Annotated in this window: 18 protein-coding genes; 12 read left to right on the forward strand and 6 right to left on the reverse strand. The window is 34.1% G+C overall.

Annotated features, from left to right (window positions below; genetic code table 11):
- Positions 1-8: 8 nt before the first annotated feature.
- The 6 genes from CVD19_RS00755 to CVD19_RS00785 all read right to left on the reverse strand — a co-directional run bounded on the left by CVD19_RS00755 (position 9) and on the right by CVD19_RS00785 (position 4367).
- Positions 9-1064, reverse strand: coding sequence for a conjugal transfer protein TrbL family protein (locus tag CVD19_RS00755; protein ID WP_101579963.1), 1056 nt, complete (start codon positions 1062-1064; stop codon positions 9-11).
- Positions 1065-1147: 83 nt separating this feature from the next.
- Positions 1148-1648: a hypothetical protein gene (locus tag CVD19_RS00760; RefSeq protein WP_101579964.1), complete on the reverse strand. Its 501-nt coding sequence runs from the start codon at positions 1646-1648 to the stop codon at positions 1148-1150.
- Positions 1623-1805: a hypothetical protein gene (locus CVD19_RS00765; RefSeq protein WP_101579965.1), complete on the reverse strand. Its 183-nt coding sequence runs from the start codon at positions 1803-1805 to the stop codon at positions 1623-1625. The genes CVD19_RS00760 and CVD19_RS00765 overlap by 26 nt, the downstream gene beginning before the upstream one ends.
- A gap of 90 nt (positions 1806-1895) precedes the next feature.
- The gene (locus tag CVD19_RS00770) at positions 1896-2318 is read right to left on the reverse strand and encodes a helix-turn-helix domain-containing protein (protein ID WP_101579966.1); all 423 of its coding nucleotides are present in this window, start codon (positions 2316-2318) and stop codon (positions 1896-1898) included.
- Between the two features lie 235 nt (positions 2319-2553).
- The gene (locus CVD19_RS00775) at positions 2554-3126 is read right to left on the reverse strand and encodes a M23 family metallopeptidase (protein ID WP_101579967.1); all 573 of its coding nucleotides are present in this window, start codon (positions 3124-3126) and stop codon (positions 2554-2556) included.
- Positions 3127-3536: 410 nt separating this feature from the next.
- Positions 3537-4367: a ParM/StbA family protein gene (locus CVD19_RS00785; RefSeq protein WP_101579969.1), complete on the reverse strand. Its 831-nt coding sequence runs from the start codon at positions 4365-4367 to the stop codon at positions 3537-3539.
- Between the two features lie 277 nt (positions 4368-4644).
- Here CVD19_RS00785 and CVD19_RS00790 point away from each other — a divergent pair, with 277 nt between their 5' ends.
- The 12 genes from CVD19_RS00790 to CVD19_RS00845 all read left to right on the forward strand — a co-directional run bounded on the left by CVD19_RS00790 (position 4645) and on the right by CVD19_RS00845 (position 18587).
- Positions 4645-4833, forward strand: coding sequence for a hypothetical protein (locus tag CVD19_RS00790; RefSeq protein ID WP_101579970.1), 189 nt, complete (start codon positions 4645-4647; stop codon positions 4831-4833).
- 7 nt (positions 4834-4840) lie between these two features.
- Positions 4841-7459 carry a hypothetical protein gene (locus tag CVD19_RS00795; RefSeq protein ID WP_257984986.1) on the forward strand — a complete coding sequence of 873 codons (2619 nt, stop codon included), beginning with the start codon at positions 4841-4843 and terminating at the stop codon, positions 7457-7459.
- Positions 7460-7686: 227 nt separating this feature from the next.
- Positions 7687-8937, forward strand: coding sequence for a PhoH family protein (locus CVD19_RS00800; protein ID WP_101579971.1), 1251 nt, complete (start codon positions 7687-7689; stop codon positions 8935-8937).
- Between the two features lie 54 nt (positions 8938-8991).
- Positions 8992-9183, forward strand: coding sequence for a YonK family protein (locus tag CVD19_RS00805; protein WP_101579972.1), 192 nt, complete (start codon positions 8992-8994; stop codon positions 9181-9183).
- A gap of 3 nt (positions 9184-9186) precedes the next feature.
- Positions 9187-10425, forward strand: coding sequence for a hypothetical protein (locus CVD19_RS00810; protein ID WP_101579973.1), 1239 nt, complete (start codon positions 9187-9189; stop codon positions 10423-10425).
- A gap of 89 nt (positions 10426-10514) precedes the next feature.
- Positions 10515-11108 (forward strand): ClpP family protease, encoded by a 594-nt coding sequence (locus tag CVD19_RS00815; RefSeq protein WP_180953459.1) that lies wholly within the window; start codon positions 10515-10517, stop codon positions 11106-11108.
- Positions 11109-11220: 112 nt separating this feature from the next.
- A complete protein-coding gene (locus CVD19_RS00820; protein WP_101579975.1) occupies positions 11221-12126 on the forward strand; it encodes a hypothetical protein in 906 nt (301 codons plus the stop codon).
- Positions 12126-13877 carry a hypothetical protein gene (locus CVD19_RS00825; protein ID WP_101579976.1) on the forward strand — a complete coding sequence of 584 codons (1752 nt, stop codon included), beginning with the start codon at positions 12126-12128 and terminating at the stop codon, positions 13875-13877. The genes CVD19_RS00820 and CVD19_RS00825 overlap by 1 nt, the downstream gene beginning before the upstream one ends.
- A gap of 40 nt (positions 13878-13917) precedes the next feature.
- Positions 13918-15378 carry a hypothetical protein gene (locus CVD19_RS00830; protein WP_101579977.1) on the forward strand — a complete coding sequence of 487 codons (1461 nt, stop codon included), beginning with the start codon at positions 13918-13920 and terminating at the stop codon, positions 15376-15378.
- A gap of 33 nt (positions 15379-15411) precedes the next feature.
- Entirely contained in the window at positions 15412-16947 is a 1536-nt protein-coding gene (locus CVD19_RS00835; protein ID WP_257984987.1) for a hypothetical protein, read from the forward strand.
- Between the two features lie 76 nt (positions 16948-17023).
- Positions 17024-17560, forward strand: a complete 537-nt coding sequence (locus tag CVD19_RS24440) for a hypothetical protein (RefSeq protein WP_180953460.1) — start codon at positions 17024-17026, stop codon at positions 17558-17560.
- 34 nt (positions 17561-17594) lie between these two features.
- Positions 17595-18587 (forward strand): hypothetical protein, encoded by a 993-nt coding sequence (locus CVD19_RS00845; RefSeq protein ID WP_101579979.1) that lies wholly within the window; start codon positions 17595-17597, stop codon positions 18585-18587.
- The last annotated feature ends 62 nt before the right edge of the window (positions 18588-18649 follow it).

Consider the following 18649-nt stretch of genomic DNA (forward strand, 5'->3'; position numbering starts at 1 on the left):
ACTCCCTCCTACTTCAACAAGTCTCCTACATATCTTCTCCCAGACTGTTTTCTTAGATTGGCAATGTGCGCTTGTTTCTGCTTATTTTTATTTCGTATGAACATGGCTGGTTTAAAGTTCTTAAGTGTAATAGTGTCATAAAGATTCTTTGCTGATTTCTTGTAATCATCATAGATATCCATTACATCTCCATCCCCTCTGGAATAAGATTTGACTATCTGAGGAGGATGAAGTAGCGAATGAAGCCCACCTATACAGATTAATAACTTAATGAAGAATAACTGAGGTGCAATGAATCTTGTTCCATATATAAACACTCCCATCAGGACAATAAATATTGCGTAAACTAACTGAATCACTGACTGCCTTTTTATACTATTCCACCACTGCCTGTATAAATGGGAATGTCTATCGAATATCCAGGCTGTTAATGCTAATGGACTAATTGCACTAAGACAGAACAGATTCCAAAATCTGCGCCCATTCTGCAATAGCAAAGGAATTAGCAATCCGAGTAATGTTACATCAAACAGTAACAGAATCAGTGTGTCGAACTCACCGACTGTCACCAAGCTTGAAAATGTATCACCGTCTAATGTCGCCCCACCTATTTGATTAATTCCTTTTGTTAGTTTATTAATCCATTCAAATCCTTTTTGAAATAGGAATGGTGCGAATCCTGCCCCTGCAATTGCTATAGGAAATCGTTTTAAAATCGTGTTGAAGTCTGTATGGTCTTTTTTAAGCATTTTCATGATCATTTCATAAATAGTGAGAAGGATAATAATGCTTATTGAAATTATTGAGAACGTGATAGAGGTATTTTTGACAAATGGATTATTGAAGATGAATAGTGGGGTGTGTAGAACAACATTGACTAATGTTTCATACGTAAAAGACAGTAAATCCAGTGACCATTCGTATATATTTTCTTTTATGTTTTTGAGCCACTCAATTGCTTTATTAACATCTTTAAAGAAACTGATTACCTCTGATGAAAACCCTCCTCTACTTTCAATTGCATCTCCTGAAAAAACACCATTTCTTACATTTCCTCTTTGCATGAATGATTCTGCATGAGCAAAATTGGCAAGCAGGAATGAACTGGACACTGCAGTTGCAGGAATAGCGATTTTCTTAAAGAATCCTAGAATGGATTTAAGAACATATCGAAATTGCCCAGGAGTTTTGTGACTATATAGTACATTAAGAAAATCAATGGTGTTGCGATTATAATTTGAATAAATCCCTTTATAATGTCTGTCGTCCACTCGGCTGCTTCTTTTTTCTTCCTGAACTGTCTCATTACTCCTGCTGCTATTAGGAGTAACACTGTGAGAAGTATTGACCCTCCTAGTGCCAGTTTGATTAAATCCATGATTGGCTCGATTAAATCTGGTGGTAATCCTGTGTTCGCTACTTGTTGTGTAGGTGTGGTTGCTAGTTGGTTTGCCATTGATTTTGATGTTAATGTGAGAAAGCTGATTGCTGTTCCTGTGAATGACTTTACTATCCTTATTGCGTTTATCCTCCCCTTTCGGGAGAGATTTTTCACCTCCTCTACATTTATTTTGAACGGAAAATTTTCAGATTGATTAATTTGGAAAGAACTAAGGTGATAATTAAGATAATTGTTTGGCTCTTTCACGCAAAGATTCACCGTGAGAGGTTTCATTTTTATCACCTTTCTTTTTAAATTTGAAGTCGTAATTATGGAAAGTGTTCATTAATGTAGATGCTCCCAGACCAATTCCTAATGCACTGGCAATCTTCAAGGCAGCTCCAACCACAAATACCGAACTCATTGAATTCACTCCTTTGTGCTTCTTAATGTATTGTATTCCATGATATTCGCCTACAAAATTGTCTTATTACAGTTTAAAAAAGTTTTCTTTTTATTCTTCAAGTCGGTATAGTATCTTGTTTAAAGGTGGGCACTCCAAAGCAATCCATACCCTGAAGAAATAATCCAATGATGGCTGATTCTTATTTTTCATTATGGGACTTAGATTTGAGGCTAAGATACCAGTTCTTTCAGCCAACATTGCTTGGGATACACCGTTTTTATCCATATACTCTTTAATTCTATTTTGTAGTCGGTACGGTCTGCCAAGGTCATCTAACCCTGATAAATCATACAAGTGTTTTATTGCTTTTATATAGTGACAAACACATCCTGTAATAAATTCTTCAATTGATCTAGGAGTGTGGTCATCAAGATATAAAATGTCTTTTAGTTTCTTGTAGTTCACAATGGTGTCAATTTCTTTCAGTACATCTTTGGATAGGTATAGTTTCACTTCACTAAATTCTTGCATGTATAGACTCAACTCCTTTTGGTGATTATAAAATTAAATAAGTCAACAGGAGGACTTGAAATTGACACTTCATAAACGGGAATCAGACGAACTAATTGATGAAATATTCGACAGTGCAAAAGACAATAAATAAGAGGTGATTAATATGGGAATGCAAATCGGATCATGGTTTACTGATGAAAAATTAGGATGGCAAGTTGAATTTGATAAATTAACCCAGGTTGATTTTGACCGTTTAGATATTGATAAAGATAAATTGTATGATGTGCTTGAAAAGTTGTATGAGTGGAGAGTAATCCGTTGATATAAAGAAATGGATTAAATTCATCTTTAAATCGGACAAGAATCCACCCACTAAATCCATATGCTGCTGAAAGTAATCAAAGAAGTTTATTTTTATTTCTGCAGTTTGTTGAACAAAGTAGTTTGAATCATTCATATGTTGGATATCTTGAAGGTATGGAGATGGATCGATAAAATGCCCATTCTCCTTTAATCCAAAATGAAGGTGGCTTCCTGTTGAAAATCCAGAATTCCCTGAGTAACCTAAAACATCACCTACGCTAACGGTGTCACCTTCATTTACTGAAAACTTGGAAAGATGCCCATATACAGCCGTCTTTCCATCTTCCCACTTGACCGTTATGCATTTGCCAGCGTTGACATTTCCATAATCAACAACCCTCTCAACAATTCCATTTCTGATTGACCTTAATGGTTCTCCATTTTCCATTGCGAAATCAATTCCAGAATGACCACTTGAACGGAAGGACTCCCTTGCTCCAAAGTTAGAGGTTATTTTATACACGTAGTCTCACCTCACTTTTGCAGTAAAGTAAAATTCTAAATGATTACCGGAAATGGTGTGATATCATTTTTCCGTTACCTGGTGTTAAGGTAATTACCCATATGGCGGTAATGATAATAGGTAATCATTTTGACAAGCAATCGGTAATAATTCGGTAAAGAAGAATAACTATATTGGTAAATTGTTAGATTAACTGTTTCAGATACTCTCGATTTATCTGACTGTGTTTATCGCTGACTTGTTCAGATATTTGGACAATTACATCAGGTGTAGAATTTTTACTCTGTCCATTTAATGAATTTTGAATTAATCTTTTAATAAAAGAAGAAAAATTAGAAAACCTTTGACTGTATTGATACATTTCTTTTTCAAAAGGATCACTCAGGTTAAAGGAAACGGACTTCACCTTCCTAGTCATAAATATTCACCGCAACAATGTAAAAAGCAATGGCATTTGCGAAGATGGGATTGACGTATTCCTCTTTGTAGATTGGATACAAAACTTCAATGTTTGAAAAATAATTCTTTAAATAAGGAAGTATCCCTTCAGCAATTCCTCCAGCAACAAATGTCTTATCATCTGATTTCCACTTCTTAAGCGTATGAGTTGCTATTCCTCTGGCAAGTGATTGTAGACTGTTTGTTTTATTTGTATTAACACCAAACGGCAATGTACTGGAGTCTTTATCAATGTATTTACCTTCATATACAGTTGAGAAATTGACAGTACCAGATCCAACATCAAGTATTCTTACCATTCCAGGTTGTTGATTGCTCCAAAAAGCACTAACACCTTCAGCAGCAACTTCAACTTTATTGATTATGAAAGTCTTCTCTATCCCATTAATTGAAATAGTGTGCTTACCTTTGATTATTTTTTTCATTTTGTTCTTCTCTTCATTGCTATGTCTAGAAATTGGTTGACCTATTACAATATCAAATACCGTTTCATCAACTTTGTTCACTGTAATGTATCTGTGAATCCCAATCAGTACTCGAAGTAATGTATCGGTATGTGCCTTGGTGTCACCCATTATTGAACCCCCGAACTCTGACTCATAAAGAGCTAACGAACCAGCAAAGCCTCTTTCACCTTGATATTCAAAAATCATATCATCATGACCGTGTATTTGCTGAAGATTAATTTCTCGACTTTCTCCAATGGCAGAGATAAATTCCATCAAACCATAATCGCCACAAATTTTAACTCTGTGATTCCCTGCATCGATTCCTAATTTCATACTTGGTAATACCTCCTTCTTACTTGTGTCATACAAGTTCATGTCTCAGTGATTGTTTATTACAAGAGTCATACACTTGTAGGATTGATACACATTATGATGAAGCGATTTGTCCATATTACACTTTAAAAAGAAAAGTTTTTATTTTTGAATTTCTTATAAAATTAACTTGATTAAAATAAAATAATTTAATATAATCTAATTATGAACACTAAAGTTAAATATATTCATAGGTTGATATAAAGCAACTTATCACATCAAGAAGGAGGTGAAAAGTGTGGAAAAGAATAAATTCAGAAAAAGTGAGGTGATTGCATTTCTTGAGGGTCAGATCCTCAGTGGTGCAGCTACAGATGAACAAGAGGAATTATATATCGATTACAAATGGAATGGAGTATTAAAACGAAATAATTATACATACAAGAAACTGATTAAGGAGATGAAAAGACATTACGAGGGGGAATAATATATACGTGAAGGGACTTGAAAAACAGGTTTACATATACAGCTTGGACACCAGTGCTTTTTATACAGAAGAAGAAAATAAAATACATATTAAACTGTTGAAGTTATATAAAGTAAGAAACTCACTTAAAGATAAATTAAAGAAGCTTGGAGATGATCAACTACGGAAAGCCAAACTTGTTGGAGCTGTAAAAAAATCAACTGAGCGTATTAATAAATTAAAGTCTGAATTAATCAATTTGCTTAATGAGCATAACGGTATAAGAACACTTAGAGAAGATTCCTTGAAAGAAAATAAGATTATTGGAATGTTCGATTCTGCTCTGACAAGAACAATTGGTATGAAGACTGATAAAATCTCAACCAGTTTGATGGTTGTAAGGGTTTATTATTACCAAATCCTAAAAGAATTAATTGAACATGGGTATTATTACAAAGGTGAAAAATACATATACTTCTCTTCCAGTGCAGGTCAAATTAGGACTAAGAAAGGTGTTTGGATTAAAGAATCTTTGTGGAAAGAACATGAGGGAGCCTTGACTTGTGGACTGTCAATAGACGAAATCAATACTAAAGGTGGAAGTAATGCAAATAAACTTCTCGCATACAAAGCACTCACTGCTTCAGCTTCTACACAATGGACTGATTTTGATATTGATCGAACTATAGTTGTTCCTGATCTTGAAACAAAGGTTACTGCAATGTTTGATTACATAAACAGAGATACCTACGAAATAACACCAAAACAAATGAGTGTTCCGATTGAGCATACTGACGGTTGCGGAATGATTCTCCCCAAAAAGTCTAAAAAGGCTTTTATGGTTAGGTTGCCGTATGTAAAAGGACTTTTAGTTCCGTTCGCTTTTGATGAATTTGCAAAACAACACGGTAATACAAAAGTCACAGATATTTACGGTAAAGAATGGGACATTGTTGATGATAATATACATATTATCTTTACTGCTTCGCAATTCAAGATGAAAAAATACTATGAGGACTGGCAAGATTATAAAAATCGCTTTAAGGTTAATAAATGTCAGGCTGTGAAATTGAATGAAGAAGATATAGGAGTTGAAGCAACCCTTAATTATCAGATGTTGCAGACTTTAACATCTATTTCAGATACAGAATTAGAGCAGTTAGCTACAGCAACCAATAATGACATTTGCAGTATTGGATCAGACAAAGCCACAATGCTTCGGATACTGGGCGCAACCAGAACAAACAAAAGAAAAAATTATTACCAGGAAGCACTTCTTATTTATCCTGAGCTACTGAATGATGACCATTCCAAGAAGATTATTAAGGATAAAAAGAAATCAATGGTTCGTGATGCGATTGCTGGCAAGTTGAAAATGAATGGCAGATACGTATATCTAGTGCCAGATTTATATGCCTTTTGCGAAAGGTTATTAATGAATAAGGAGAATCCTACCGGATTACTTGGAAACGGTGAAGTTTATTGCAGAGTTTTTGAAGAAGGTAAACTGGACATTCTTAGAAGTCCGCATTTGTATAAAGAGCACTCTATTCGAACAAATAATTTTAATGATGAAAGAAACAAATGGTTCATAACAAATGGAATTTATACGAGCATATTTGATCCGATTTCTAGAATTTTACAATTTGATAATGACGGAGACAAAGCTTTGTGTGTCCAGGATGAGTTATTCGTATCAGTTGCTGAAAGAAATATGGAAGGCATACTTCCTCTCTATTATGAAATGAGTTCGGCAAGTGCAGGACAAATAACAAACAGTGTTTTTTATGAAAATCTCCTTCTGGCTTTTAAAGCAAACATAGGAGAAGTAAGCAACAACATTACAAAAGTGTTCAATAGTAACAATATTGATCTTCGAGTTGTCAAATGGCTCACTGCTGAGAATAATTATATTATTGATTATGCTAAGTCACTCTATATGCCAATTCGACCAGATTGGGTTGACGAGAAAATTAAAGGATACATAAAAAGTAAAGTTCCGAATTTCTTTATTGAAGCAAAGGACAAGGAAAAGCATCAAGTAGAACCAATTAACGATTCTACAGTAAACAGACTGAGGAAGATAATACAAAATAAACGTATCAACTTTGAAGGAGTTGCTGGTTTATTTGATTACAGAATGCTAATGTGTAATCCTGTTGAACGAATAGATAAAGATGTAATCATTAAGTATGAGGAATTAGACAGAAAGAAGCGATGGATGATGCAGTCTAATGATTCCAAAAATAAAACGAACAAAAAATTCCATGTCTTTAAGTCAATACGAGAAGAATTGTCTCAAGTCCTCAATGATGAAGAAAGAATCGTTGATATTCTTGTAGAGCATCTTTACGGAAGAAAGAAAAGTAAGTTCAAAGACACTCTTTGGTGGACTTACGGAGATATTCTTCTTAGAAATCTTAGAGATAATTTAAAAGGAACTAAGCAGTGTGAAAGTTGTGGGAGAAGAATTCAAATAATAAACAACCAAAGCAAATACTGTGAATCCTGCTTTCTAGAACATAGGAAAGAGTATAAAAAGGAAAAAGAAAAAGAATACAGGGCAAGAAAACGTGGACAATTGGACAATAAAGAAACGTTGAAAAATCAATATATTGCATCTGTAAGATTGCCACAGAGTATCTGAAAATGCCTAGATATCAACGTTTCAAAGCATTTTTAGATAATATTGTACAAAGGAAGAAAAAGCTAAAGTACAAGTAAAATGGCGATTATCTCTCTCCCACCTCAAGTATCAATACAGTTTTTTATTATAAAATAATTAAACATAAATAAATTAACAAGGGTAGGTAATCAATCCCCTCACCTCTCCCCTACCCTACTATATCAAATCTGAAAACAAGGGGCTAATTTATGGACAAACTTTATCTAGTTGACACAAATGCTATCTTGGAGACACCAGAAGCTTTAATTGAATATCATACAGTAATACTTAGTCACGTAATACGTGAATTAGAAAAACATAAAATTAGTTTTAACAAAGAACTAGCATATAAAGCAAGGCGAGCTACAAGATACATAGAGGAAAATAAAGATAAAGTAAAATTTGATTTTAATGATTATCAGGTACGTTTTGATACAGAAGCAGATCAGCAATATACCGACAATAAGATTCTGCAAGCTTGTTTGGATAATGGTTACGGAATTATCACTAATGACCTTTTATTAAAATTCAAGGCTGAAGGATTAAATATTGAAGTTTTAGAAACTGTAAGAACCATAGAAACTGAATATAGTGGTGTTTTTGATTTATACATAACTAAACAAAAAGCAGACCAGGAATTATTAGCCGATATATACCAAGATCCTTACAACAATAGATTCGATTTAGTAAAAAATCAATATCTATACATATGGGATAAAGATTCTCCTACCTATAATGAAGACGGTGCGCTAAACGGATATAGTTTTATCGATTGTTTCAAATTTGATGGTGAAAAAATAATCAAATTGAGATTCAAGCCAATCTTCTCTAAGTTTATGGGTGAAAAAGTAAAACCAATCAATAAGAAACAAGAAATGCTCTTTGATCTTTTACAAAATAAAGACATATCAATCAAGGCTTGCTTTGGTAAGTATGGTGTCGGCAAAGACTTTGTAATGATTAATCATGCTCTTGATTTAATTGAACAAGGGAAAATGGATAAATTAATTTGGGCAAGAAACAATGTTGAACTTGAAGATGTCCCAACGCTGGGTATTCTCCCTGGAGACAAAATAGAAAAACTTATTGAATTTGCAATGCCATTAGCAGACCATGTTGGTGGTGTTGAAGGTTTAAAGATGCTTATACTACAAGGAAAAATTGAAATTCAGCATCTTGGGAGTTTACGTGGTAGAGATATTAAACGTTCAATTATTTACGTGACTGAATGCCAAAATAACACAAATAAGCATATTAAACTACTCATTGGACGTGTGGGTAAAGAATCACAGTTATGGCTAAATGGAGATTTGATGCAAACTGACAAAGAGGTATATAGAAGAAATAGCGGAATTAGAGCTTTGTCAGTGCTGAAAGGAAACAAACTTTTCGGTCAGGTCACTTTAGATAAGACTGAACGCAGCGATACAGCACAACTGGCTGAGTTAATTGAGGATTAAGCCCTACATAAAGTAGGGTTATTTTTGTTTAAGGAGAAAAAGGAGGAATTTAGGATGGCAAGTAAAAAGGTAAACCAGGTAAATTTAAAAGGTGCTTTTGAATTAGATACTATGGAAGTGACTGAACAAACAAAAGAAGCAGAATTCACATATGACTTTTTGGCAATCTTACGTGAGTTTGATGGAAAGCAAGTGTCAATCACCATTAAAGAAGAGAATGAACTTCCAGTCAAGGATGAGGAATAATCTATGACAGAATACAACTTTGATAGATTACAAGGAGAAACTAAATTTCGCCATCTAGTTAGATTGTCTGTTGATAAATTAAATGGATTACACAAGACAGATTGGTTGGATATTAAGGAAATGTTTGACTTCCAACATTCCGGTGAATCACTTCGTAAATATGCTGCAGGTTGGAAGCTATTACTGGAAAATGAAGAAATCGAACAACTTAATTCTGAGGAAGAAATTACATATAAAGAAACAACTGAAATATTATCAGACGGATCACATAAGTCAGATAAACTTATAAGAATGAATGCCGAACAGAGCAAAGATATTAATTATATACTTGAAGCACATGGGTTCAATAAAGAATCATGGGAACTAGTAAATGCCAAGAACAACATCTGGAATGTTTATAGTAAACAAGATGGTGTTCAATCTCTTTATTCTAGTAAGATTACAGTTAAACCAAAAGTATCAGGTTTTGACGTTGATAAGTTCCTAGAGAAAGCAAAGCAAGAAATTATTCCTGTGCATATTATTGAAAAAGTAACCGAAGGAATTGGATTATTAGAAGTACCATTGTTTGATTTGCATTTTGGAGTTAATACCTATGAATCATACATACCTGTTCGAGATAAGACTCTATCAAAAATTCACAGTAAAAAATGGGATAAAATTTTCTTCATAATCGGTCAAGATTTACTACATAATAATGGGTTTGACGGTAAAACATCTAGTGGCACACTCATTGAAAAAGTTGATATGGATAAAGCATGGGATGATGCATTTACTTTCTACTGTGATTTAATCAATGCTGCTCAAAACAATTCAAACAGTGTTGAATGTTCTTACTCTATTGCGAATCATGATGATTCAATGAGTTGGAGTTTGGTAAAGTGTCTAGAAATAAAATTCCCCGATATAAAATTTGACACATCCAAAAAGGTGAGAAAATCATTTGTTTGGAATGATGTATTTATTGGTTATTCACATGGTCATAAAGGTTCTTCCCGTTTACATGAGAATTTCTTATCTGATTTTGGTAAACAAATGGCGGTTGCTGAAGTGGTAGAAATTCATACAGGACACATACATACTGAGACTGCAAAAGATAAATTTGGTGTGTTGGTAAGAACATTATCAACTAAGGGTAAAACTGACGACTGGCATGATGACAATGGGTTCGTTGGTGCTCATAAGCGTTTTCAGTTATTTGAGTATTCTCCTAGTAGTTTGGATGCTATTTATTATATTTAATAAAAATTAATTATACATATAAAGGTATGATGATAAATATATTCATCCGATGCCTCTAAATTAACATTATGAATTTGGAGGTTTTACATATGAAAAAGAAATTGTGTTTTGAATGTGATGAGTCAAAGGGCTTTGGAGTATTAGAGAAAATCTACCTTGATAGCTTAAAGGATAGACGCATTGTGTTAAATCAGGAAATTGACAGTGAAGTATTTGATTTAGTGGCAATGCAGATTAAAAAATTTAACAAAGAAGATGAAGGCAAACCGATTGAAGAAAGAAAACCAATTGAATTACACATAAATTCCGTTGGTGGAAGTGTTTATGATGGCTTCGGGTTGATTTCAGCAATTTTGTCGAGTAAAACTCCTGTACATGGATACTGTGATGGCTATGTAATGTCAATGGGCTTCGCCATTTATGCATCATGCCATAAGCGATTCGCAGGACGTTTCTCCAATTTCATGTATCATGAAATTTCAACAATGGCATGGGGTAAGAATACTGAAATTGAAGAAATCACTAAAGAAAATCGCAGGTTGGCAAAGATGTATGATGATTTGATTGTTGAGAGAACTAACATAAAACAAAATAAACTAAACTTAGTTAAAAAAGGTAAGAAAGACTGGTTCTTTGGTGTTAATGAAGCATTAGATTACGGACTAGTGCACGAAGTAATTTAAAATGCTGATTTTATGAGAACCCCTTACACAGCGTTCACTCTCCCCCTCCCCTCTTGGTTGAGTGAGCGTTGAATAAGAGGTTTTTTAATTCTATAGAAGGGTGGTGTAAAAATTGTCTAAGACGGCAACGAGAACTTGTATTAAGTGTGAAAAACAAAAAAGAGACGCTGATTTTTACGTTTCTTCTAGTCCATTGCATAACGGAAAAATTCCATTTTGTAAAATATGTATCCGTGAGCAAGTTGATGTTAGCGACATTGAATCGGTAAAAAATACTCTTAGGATGATTGATCGTCCGTACATTCAATTTTTATGGGAAACATCTTCCGATGAAGCACAACAAACTAATAAAGATTCTTTCGGCTTGTATATGAAAAATTTGGGCATGAGGCAATATAGAGATTTAACTTGGAAAGATTCTTCTAGTACTGAATCTCAAACTAGGAATAATACTCATGAAGATGAAATCCCAACTATAAAATATAACACTTTTAAAATATCGGATGAAATTATTAATAAATGGGGCTACGGTTATTCTCAAGAAGAATACAAAGCATTTGAGAACAAATACCAAATGCTTAAGAACAACTACCAAGAAAAAACAGCAATGCACACAGAGGCACTATTAACCTATATTCGGTATCGAGTAAAAGAAGAAATTGCTACTGCAAAAGGTGAAGTTAAGGATGCGAAAGATTGGGGAGCATTAGCACAGAAAGCAGCGCAAGACGCTAAAATTAATCCATCACAATTAAGCAAATCTGATTTGTCTGATGGTCTAGATACATTCGGTCAATTAGTACGAACAGTTGAGCAAGCAATAGATATAATTCCCATCCTTCCTCAATTCAAGGAAAGACCACAAGATAAAGTTGATTTTACATTATGGTGCTATATTAATTATGTCAGAGATTTAAAAGGATTGCCTCTGGCTGAGTATCAAGACATATATGGATTCTATGAATCTCGTAAAAAAGAATACGAAGAGCGTTTTGTAGATTTGGAGAGTGAAGTCTAATGGCTTCATTTTCCAACTTTCAATCGGATAATCAAAAAATAACTAAAAATAGGCACGATACTAGAAATCCAGATTTAAATCCAACTGTAAACGCACAGGGTGAAAAAGAATTAGATAGTTTTACAAAGAATTTAGACAAATACATCGATTTTGTTTCATGGGCTAGATGGAATCCTGATTTATTTTGGGATTTGATTACTCCAGAAACAGGCGGTATTCGATTAGATTTAGATCAAAGGGTTTATTTAAGGGCTATTGCAAGGTTTATCTCTAATTACATGGTTTTCCCCAGGGGATATGGGAAGACACTTCTGGAATTCATGGGGATGGTTCATTCCGCATTATTTTTTCCAGATATAGAAATTACACTGACTGCGCAAACTCGTGAAAACGCAGCAAAATTAGTTGATGAAAAATTTCGTGAGGTAATAAAGTTCTACCCATTAATTCAAAATGAGATTATGGGTAAGCCGCAGATTTCTAAAGACAGTGTTGAAATTGTATTTACTTCTGGTGGACGTATTGACGTTATGGCAAATGCTCAATCATCAAAAGGGGCTCGTAGGAAAAGGTTAAATTGCGAAGAAAGTGCCTTGTTGAACAATGCACTGTTTGAGGATGTATTAGAACCAATAGTTAACGTACCTAGAAGAACAATTGGCAAGCAAGCACTAATTGATCCTGAAGAATTAAATGGACAAATCAATTTTATGACTACCAGTTGGTTCAGGGGATCAGATGAGTTTGAGCGAAATATACAAATGCTTGACGACATGGCGGAACTTAAAGGAAAAATAGTACTGGGATCGGATTGGCAACTTGCATGTACCTTTGGTCGTGGTGAAACTAAGTCACAAATTCTGGACAAGAAAAGTAAACTTTCCCCTACCTTCTTTGCGATGAACTATTGCAGCAGATGGGTCGGAGTCACCGATAATGCCTTAGTTGACATTAACAAAGTAATGGAATTAAGAACAATCCCTAGACCAGACTTAAAACCTGATAAAAATTATAAATATCTTGTGAGTATGGACGTAGCAAGAAGTTCTAGTGATGCAAATAACCAATCCTCAATTGCAGTGTTGAAGTATAAAAAAGGTAGAAAAGGAAATGTAACTTCTATAAAATTAGTTAATTTAATAAACCTCCCTAACGGTTTAAACTTTTCTGCACAAACAGTTGAATTAAAACGAATTGCTAACTTGTACGAGGCTGAAATTGTAGTAGTTGACTGTAATGGTATAGGTAGCGCAATTAAAGATGAAGCTTTGAAATCAACAACTGATCCCATTACGGGTCAAGATTTAGGATGTTGGGATACTATAAACACTGATGATGAGCCTGAAGAAGTGGGTGCTAAAAAAGTACTATATGCGTTAACTGCTCAAGGTATCAATAGTGACATTATTGTTAGTTTTATAGATGCAATTGAAAGTAAGAAATTTCTATTATTAGATAAGAAATCAAATAGTGATTATGACGCAAGTGACAAAGAGAACTTTAATAATATGATTCTTCCTCATATACAAACAGATTTACTTCTTGAAGAAGTGGCGAATTTAAAGTTAAAAATGAATCAAAATGGGAAGTACACCGTTGAACAAGTCACAAAACGCATCAATAAAGACCGTTATTCAGCAACGGCGATGGGACTTTGGTATATAAAAGAGTTTCTTGATAAATTTGAAAAAGAAACTCAAAAATACGATGTTAATAAACTTTTTATGTTCAAACAACCAAAAGTGATATAAAGATTAATAATTAAATACTATAAATAAAAGGAGGTGTCCCATGTCTGAACAGGAAACTCAGCCCAACCTTGTGCCTGTATCATTTGCTCAACTATCGAAACTCATATTTAACGATATTAACTCAGATACCAGTAAATCATCACTTACAATTAAATATACAAAAGAACAAATTATTGGATTTCTGGAAAATCCCAAAAAATATATCACTCAACTTCGCCAATTAAGTCAGTATTTGTATCACGTCTCCCCTCATTACAAGAGATTGATTCAATACTTTGCTGGTATGTTGAGATTTGATTATATTGTAGAACCTTATGATTTGGATATTGAGAAAGTTAACATAGATACTTTCAAAAGACAATATCAAAAAACATTAAGAGTATTAGAGACAATGAATCTACCTCATGAGTTCACTAAAATATTGAAACATGGTTTTAAAGACGATGTATTTTATGGATATGAATATATGACAGATGATTCATATTTTATCCAAAAACTAACTCCTGACTTTTGCAGAATATCATCAATTGAGGATGGAGTTTATAATTTTGAGTTTGACTTTTCCTACTTTAAGTCAGACGAAGATGCTAAAAAATACCCCAAAGAATTCCAGGATAAATATGAAATATATAAAAATGATAGATCAAAGAAAAGATGGCAAGAGTTAGATTCTCAGAACACTATTTGCTTTAAAGTGAATGAGGAATTAGACTACCCCCTCCCTCCTTTCAGCACAGTATTTGAATCTGTTTTTGATATTGATGAAAATAAGAGAATGAGACGGGTTAAGACTAAAATAGATAACTACATGATTCTTACTCAAAAAATCCCTGTTGCTGATAAAACTGAAGAACCCAATAAGTTCTTAATCGATTTGGATACAGCAATTGCTTTTCACAATAAGGCAACACAATCCTTACCAGAAGAAGTAGGATTGGTTACAAGTCCAATGGCAATTGAAGCAATTAAACTCGAAAGAAAAAATACTGATGTTGACACTGTTGCAAAATCTGAGCGAGACTATTATAATGCTGCCGGAGTTAGTCAAACTCTCTTTAACAGTGATAAGGCAACTGGTACAGGACTTAATAAATCAGTTGTTACCGATGAGCAAATAGTCTTCATGTGTTTACAACAATTAGAACGCTGGCTTAATCGTAAATTGAAACAAATAAATGGTAAATATAAATTCAGAGTTAAATTCCTGGAGACTACAAGATTTAATGTTGGAGAAGTTCGAGATGGTCTATTAAAATCTGCTCAATATGGTATGCCTGTAAAGTCTGCTCTAGCTGCTACATGGGGATATACACCTAGCACATTTATGAATATGACATTCTTGGAAAATGAAGTCATGAACTTGCCTGAGAAACTAATTCCCCTCAGTTCATCTCATACGACTTCTGGTAAAGATAGTACAGGTGCTCCTAAAAAGAGTGATGGCGAAATCTCTGAATCTGGTGAGAAAACAAGAGACAATGATGGAAATATAAGAGAGTAGTTATCAATCACTTCTCTGAAAGGAGGTGAAATGGTGGATAAAAAGATTGATAAGTTTGTACCTGTTCTCTTTCAGAAATTAAATACATACGAAAATGAATCTGAAGATACTCGTTTCCTTAAGGTGAAAATTTGGCTCATGCATATGGGTGAAAACCTAAATGGGAGTTATTTTGACAAAACAATTGTCGAAGAAGCCATCCCTACCCTTGCAAACACCCCTATCCTTGCATACATCGAAGATAATTCAGAAGACGAAAAAGATTTTTCAGATCATAGGATGGTATTAGTTAAAGAAGATGGACAGTTCAAAATAAAATATATCGGTCAAGCAATAGGAGTTATTCCTGAAGAAAATAATGCTCAATTTGAGAAGCGTGTTTGTGATGACGGTATTGAGAGAGAATTCCTGACGGTAGATGGGCTAATTTGGACGAAGTTTGATGATCCAATTGATATATTTAATCGTGATGCAATTAAATCTCAATCAATGGAATTACATGATGACTATGAAGGTGAATGGGGCGAAGATAACCTCTTCCATTTCACCAAGTTCTCATTCTTTGGAGCTTGTGCATTAGGTAAAGATGTTTTACCAGCAATGCGTTCAGCGTCAATTGAAGCACAATTTTCTTATGACAATATGTTTAACGAGATTCAGCAAAAGATGGAGCAGTTTAAACATGTTTTCAACTTGACTGAAAAAGGAGGTAATGAAAGCGTGAATGAAAAATTAGAACTCTTGAAGAAATATTCTTTGACTGAAGAAGATTTGAAGACAAAAGAAATTAACATTGAAGATTACTCTGTTGAAGAATTAGAAGTCAAATTAAATGAGTTGACTTCTTCTGAAAACACTGATTTCGCTTTAGTTGCTAGTCAACTTAGAGATGAAATTCGTGCTGAACTGTATAAAGATTACACAGAAGATGAGTGGGGTTATAAATCAAGAAGTTACTGGTATGTTGACCATACAGAAGATATGGTGATTGCCGAAGATACAAAAGATAATTATCGACTAGTCGGTTTATCTTATTCTACCAATGGCGATGCAATTTCTATTGACTTTGAATCCAAAAAACGTATGAAAATTGCCTATGAACCTTTTGAGGGTGAAGGAGAATTACAATTCAATCTAACTTCAAAAGATAAAGTTGAATATGACTTAAATGTTAAAGAAAAGGAACTAGAAAAGTCATTTTCAACCGAAAAAGAATCTGCTGTTACTGATATTCAAGAAAAATTCACTAAACTTGAAAAGGAAGTTGTATCTCTTCGTCAGTTTAAAGAAGAAAAACTTTCTGTTGAACGTTCTGAAAAAGAACAAGAGTTGTTTGAGAGTTTCTCTGCTGAATTAACTGAAGATGAAATGAAGGAAGTAAAAGAACTGGCTTCTGAATTTACATTAGAACAAATTGAAGAAAAATTATTTACTCTAGTTGGTAAGAAGAAAGCTAGTTTTGCAAAGCAAGTGAAAAAGGAAAAACAAAAATCTATCAAAATTGAAGTTGACCATGAAGATGATGAACCAAAAGCTTATGGTGGACTGTTTGAAAAATATGGTGAATAACTAAGGCTGTCTCAAAAGGGATAAGTCTTTTTTTATTTTATAACACAAATATTAATTATAATGGAGGAATTCAATAATGGCTGGAGTAGTTCGTTTAGATTCTTTGGCTGCTATCTACGGTGGCGGTCACATTTATTCACTACAATCTGCAGAGGTTGTACAAAATGGTTTTGTTGGTAAAGTAGGTAATCTTTTGGCTAACGAGCGTGAAGTTCGTGCTTTTGAAAAAGCTGCTACACTTGCTAATGATAAAGCAGTACTTGTTGCTCATGACGAAATTATTTATGATCAAACTCGTCAATCACAAGGAAACCTTAAAAACTTTGATATCAAAGCAGGAAAAGTATTCCGTGCGTATGAACTAAAAGAAGGAGATGTATTCTCTGTTTCTAAAGACATTGTAGATGCTCTTGCTTCCAGTGTTGTAGTAGGTAATAAAGTTGTTCTTCAAACTGCTTCTCACAAGTTGAAAGAAGCAGCATCTGTAACTACTGAAAGATTTGTAGGACGTATTGAAGCCGTTGAAAATATTGGCGTGGCTACTGCTACTGGCGCACCTGGTCTAATTGGTGGAGTAGTTGAAATGGTAGTAATTCGTGTTGAGAAAAACTAATTAATCTAATAATCCATAGGAGGGCTATAAAATAATGAAACAAGATCTTGTAAAGTTAGGCGTAGACCTATACAAAAAGCGTGTAACTGACTATTCAGAAGTAAAAGCTAACGATGTAATCCGTAAGGCATTTGTTGACATCATGGGTACTGACAAGCCAGATGCTCGTCAATTCCGTAGGCACAAGGTTGAAATTTTTGAAATTATTGAAGAAGTTTTAGAACAAACAATTACTGACGGAATGGTTGCAAATGCATTCTTTGATCAATTCGTTGAATATCGTGACCTGAACCTTGGTGACACCAATGAGTTCTATGTAGAAGATCGTTCTATGCTGGTTGTTGCTCGCCATGCTGGAAACCATTGGGATATCCGCAGGCAGAAATTGAACATTGGCGATAGCTTCACTGTTCAAACAGAAGCATTTGCTGCTGCTATCTACACTGATTTCAAACGTTTCTTGGCTGGTCGCATTGACTGGGATGCTTTCATTAATAAAGTAGGTCAAGCGTTCGCTAACCAACTTAACTCTCGTGTTTACACTGAGTTCATGAACACTATGACTTATCTACCTGCTGAATTTAAAGAAACTGGTACATATTCTGATGCTAACCTTATTGAACTTGCAGAGCATGTTCAAGCTGCAAACCAAGGATCAGAGATTATTATCGCTGGAACTCGCACTGCACTTTCTAAACTTAATGGTACTACTGCTCTAATGAGTGAAGGTATGAAAGATCAGTTAAACAAGAGTGGAGTACTTGAATACTGGAACGGATATAAGTTGCTTCCTATTCCACAAAATCATGTAGCCAATACTTTTAACTTCCAAATTGCTAATGACCGTTTCATGGTTCTTCCTTCTAACGCAAAACCAATCAAGGTTGTTAAAGAAGGTATGCCTTTGATTAAGGAAGTTTCTGATGGTACAACTAACCGTGATATGTCAATGGAATACAATTTCATTTCTCAATACGGTGTAGCAGCAGTTTTCAATGTTTTATATGGTATGTATCAGTTTTCATAATATCAATTAATTATATATCAATTAGGGAGGGTTTTCCTCCCTTCTATTTTACTTTGAGAACA

This window comes from Bacillus sp. T33-2, from assembly GCF_002860205.1.
Classification (GTDB): Bacteria; Bacillota; Bacilli; order Bacillales; family Cytobacillaceae; genus T33-2.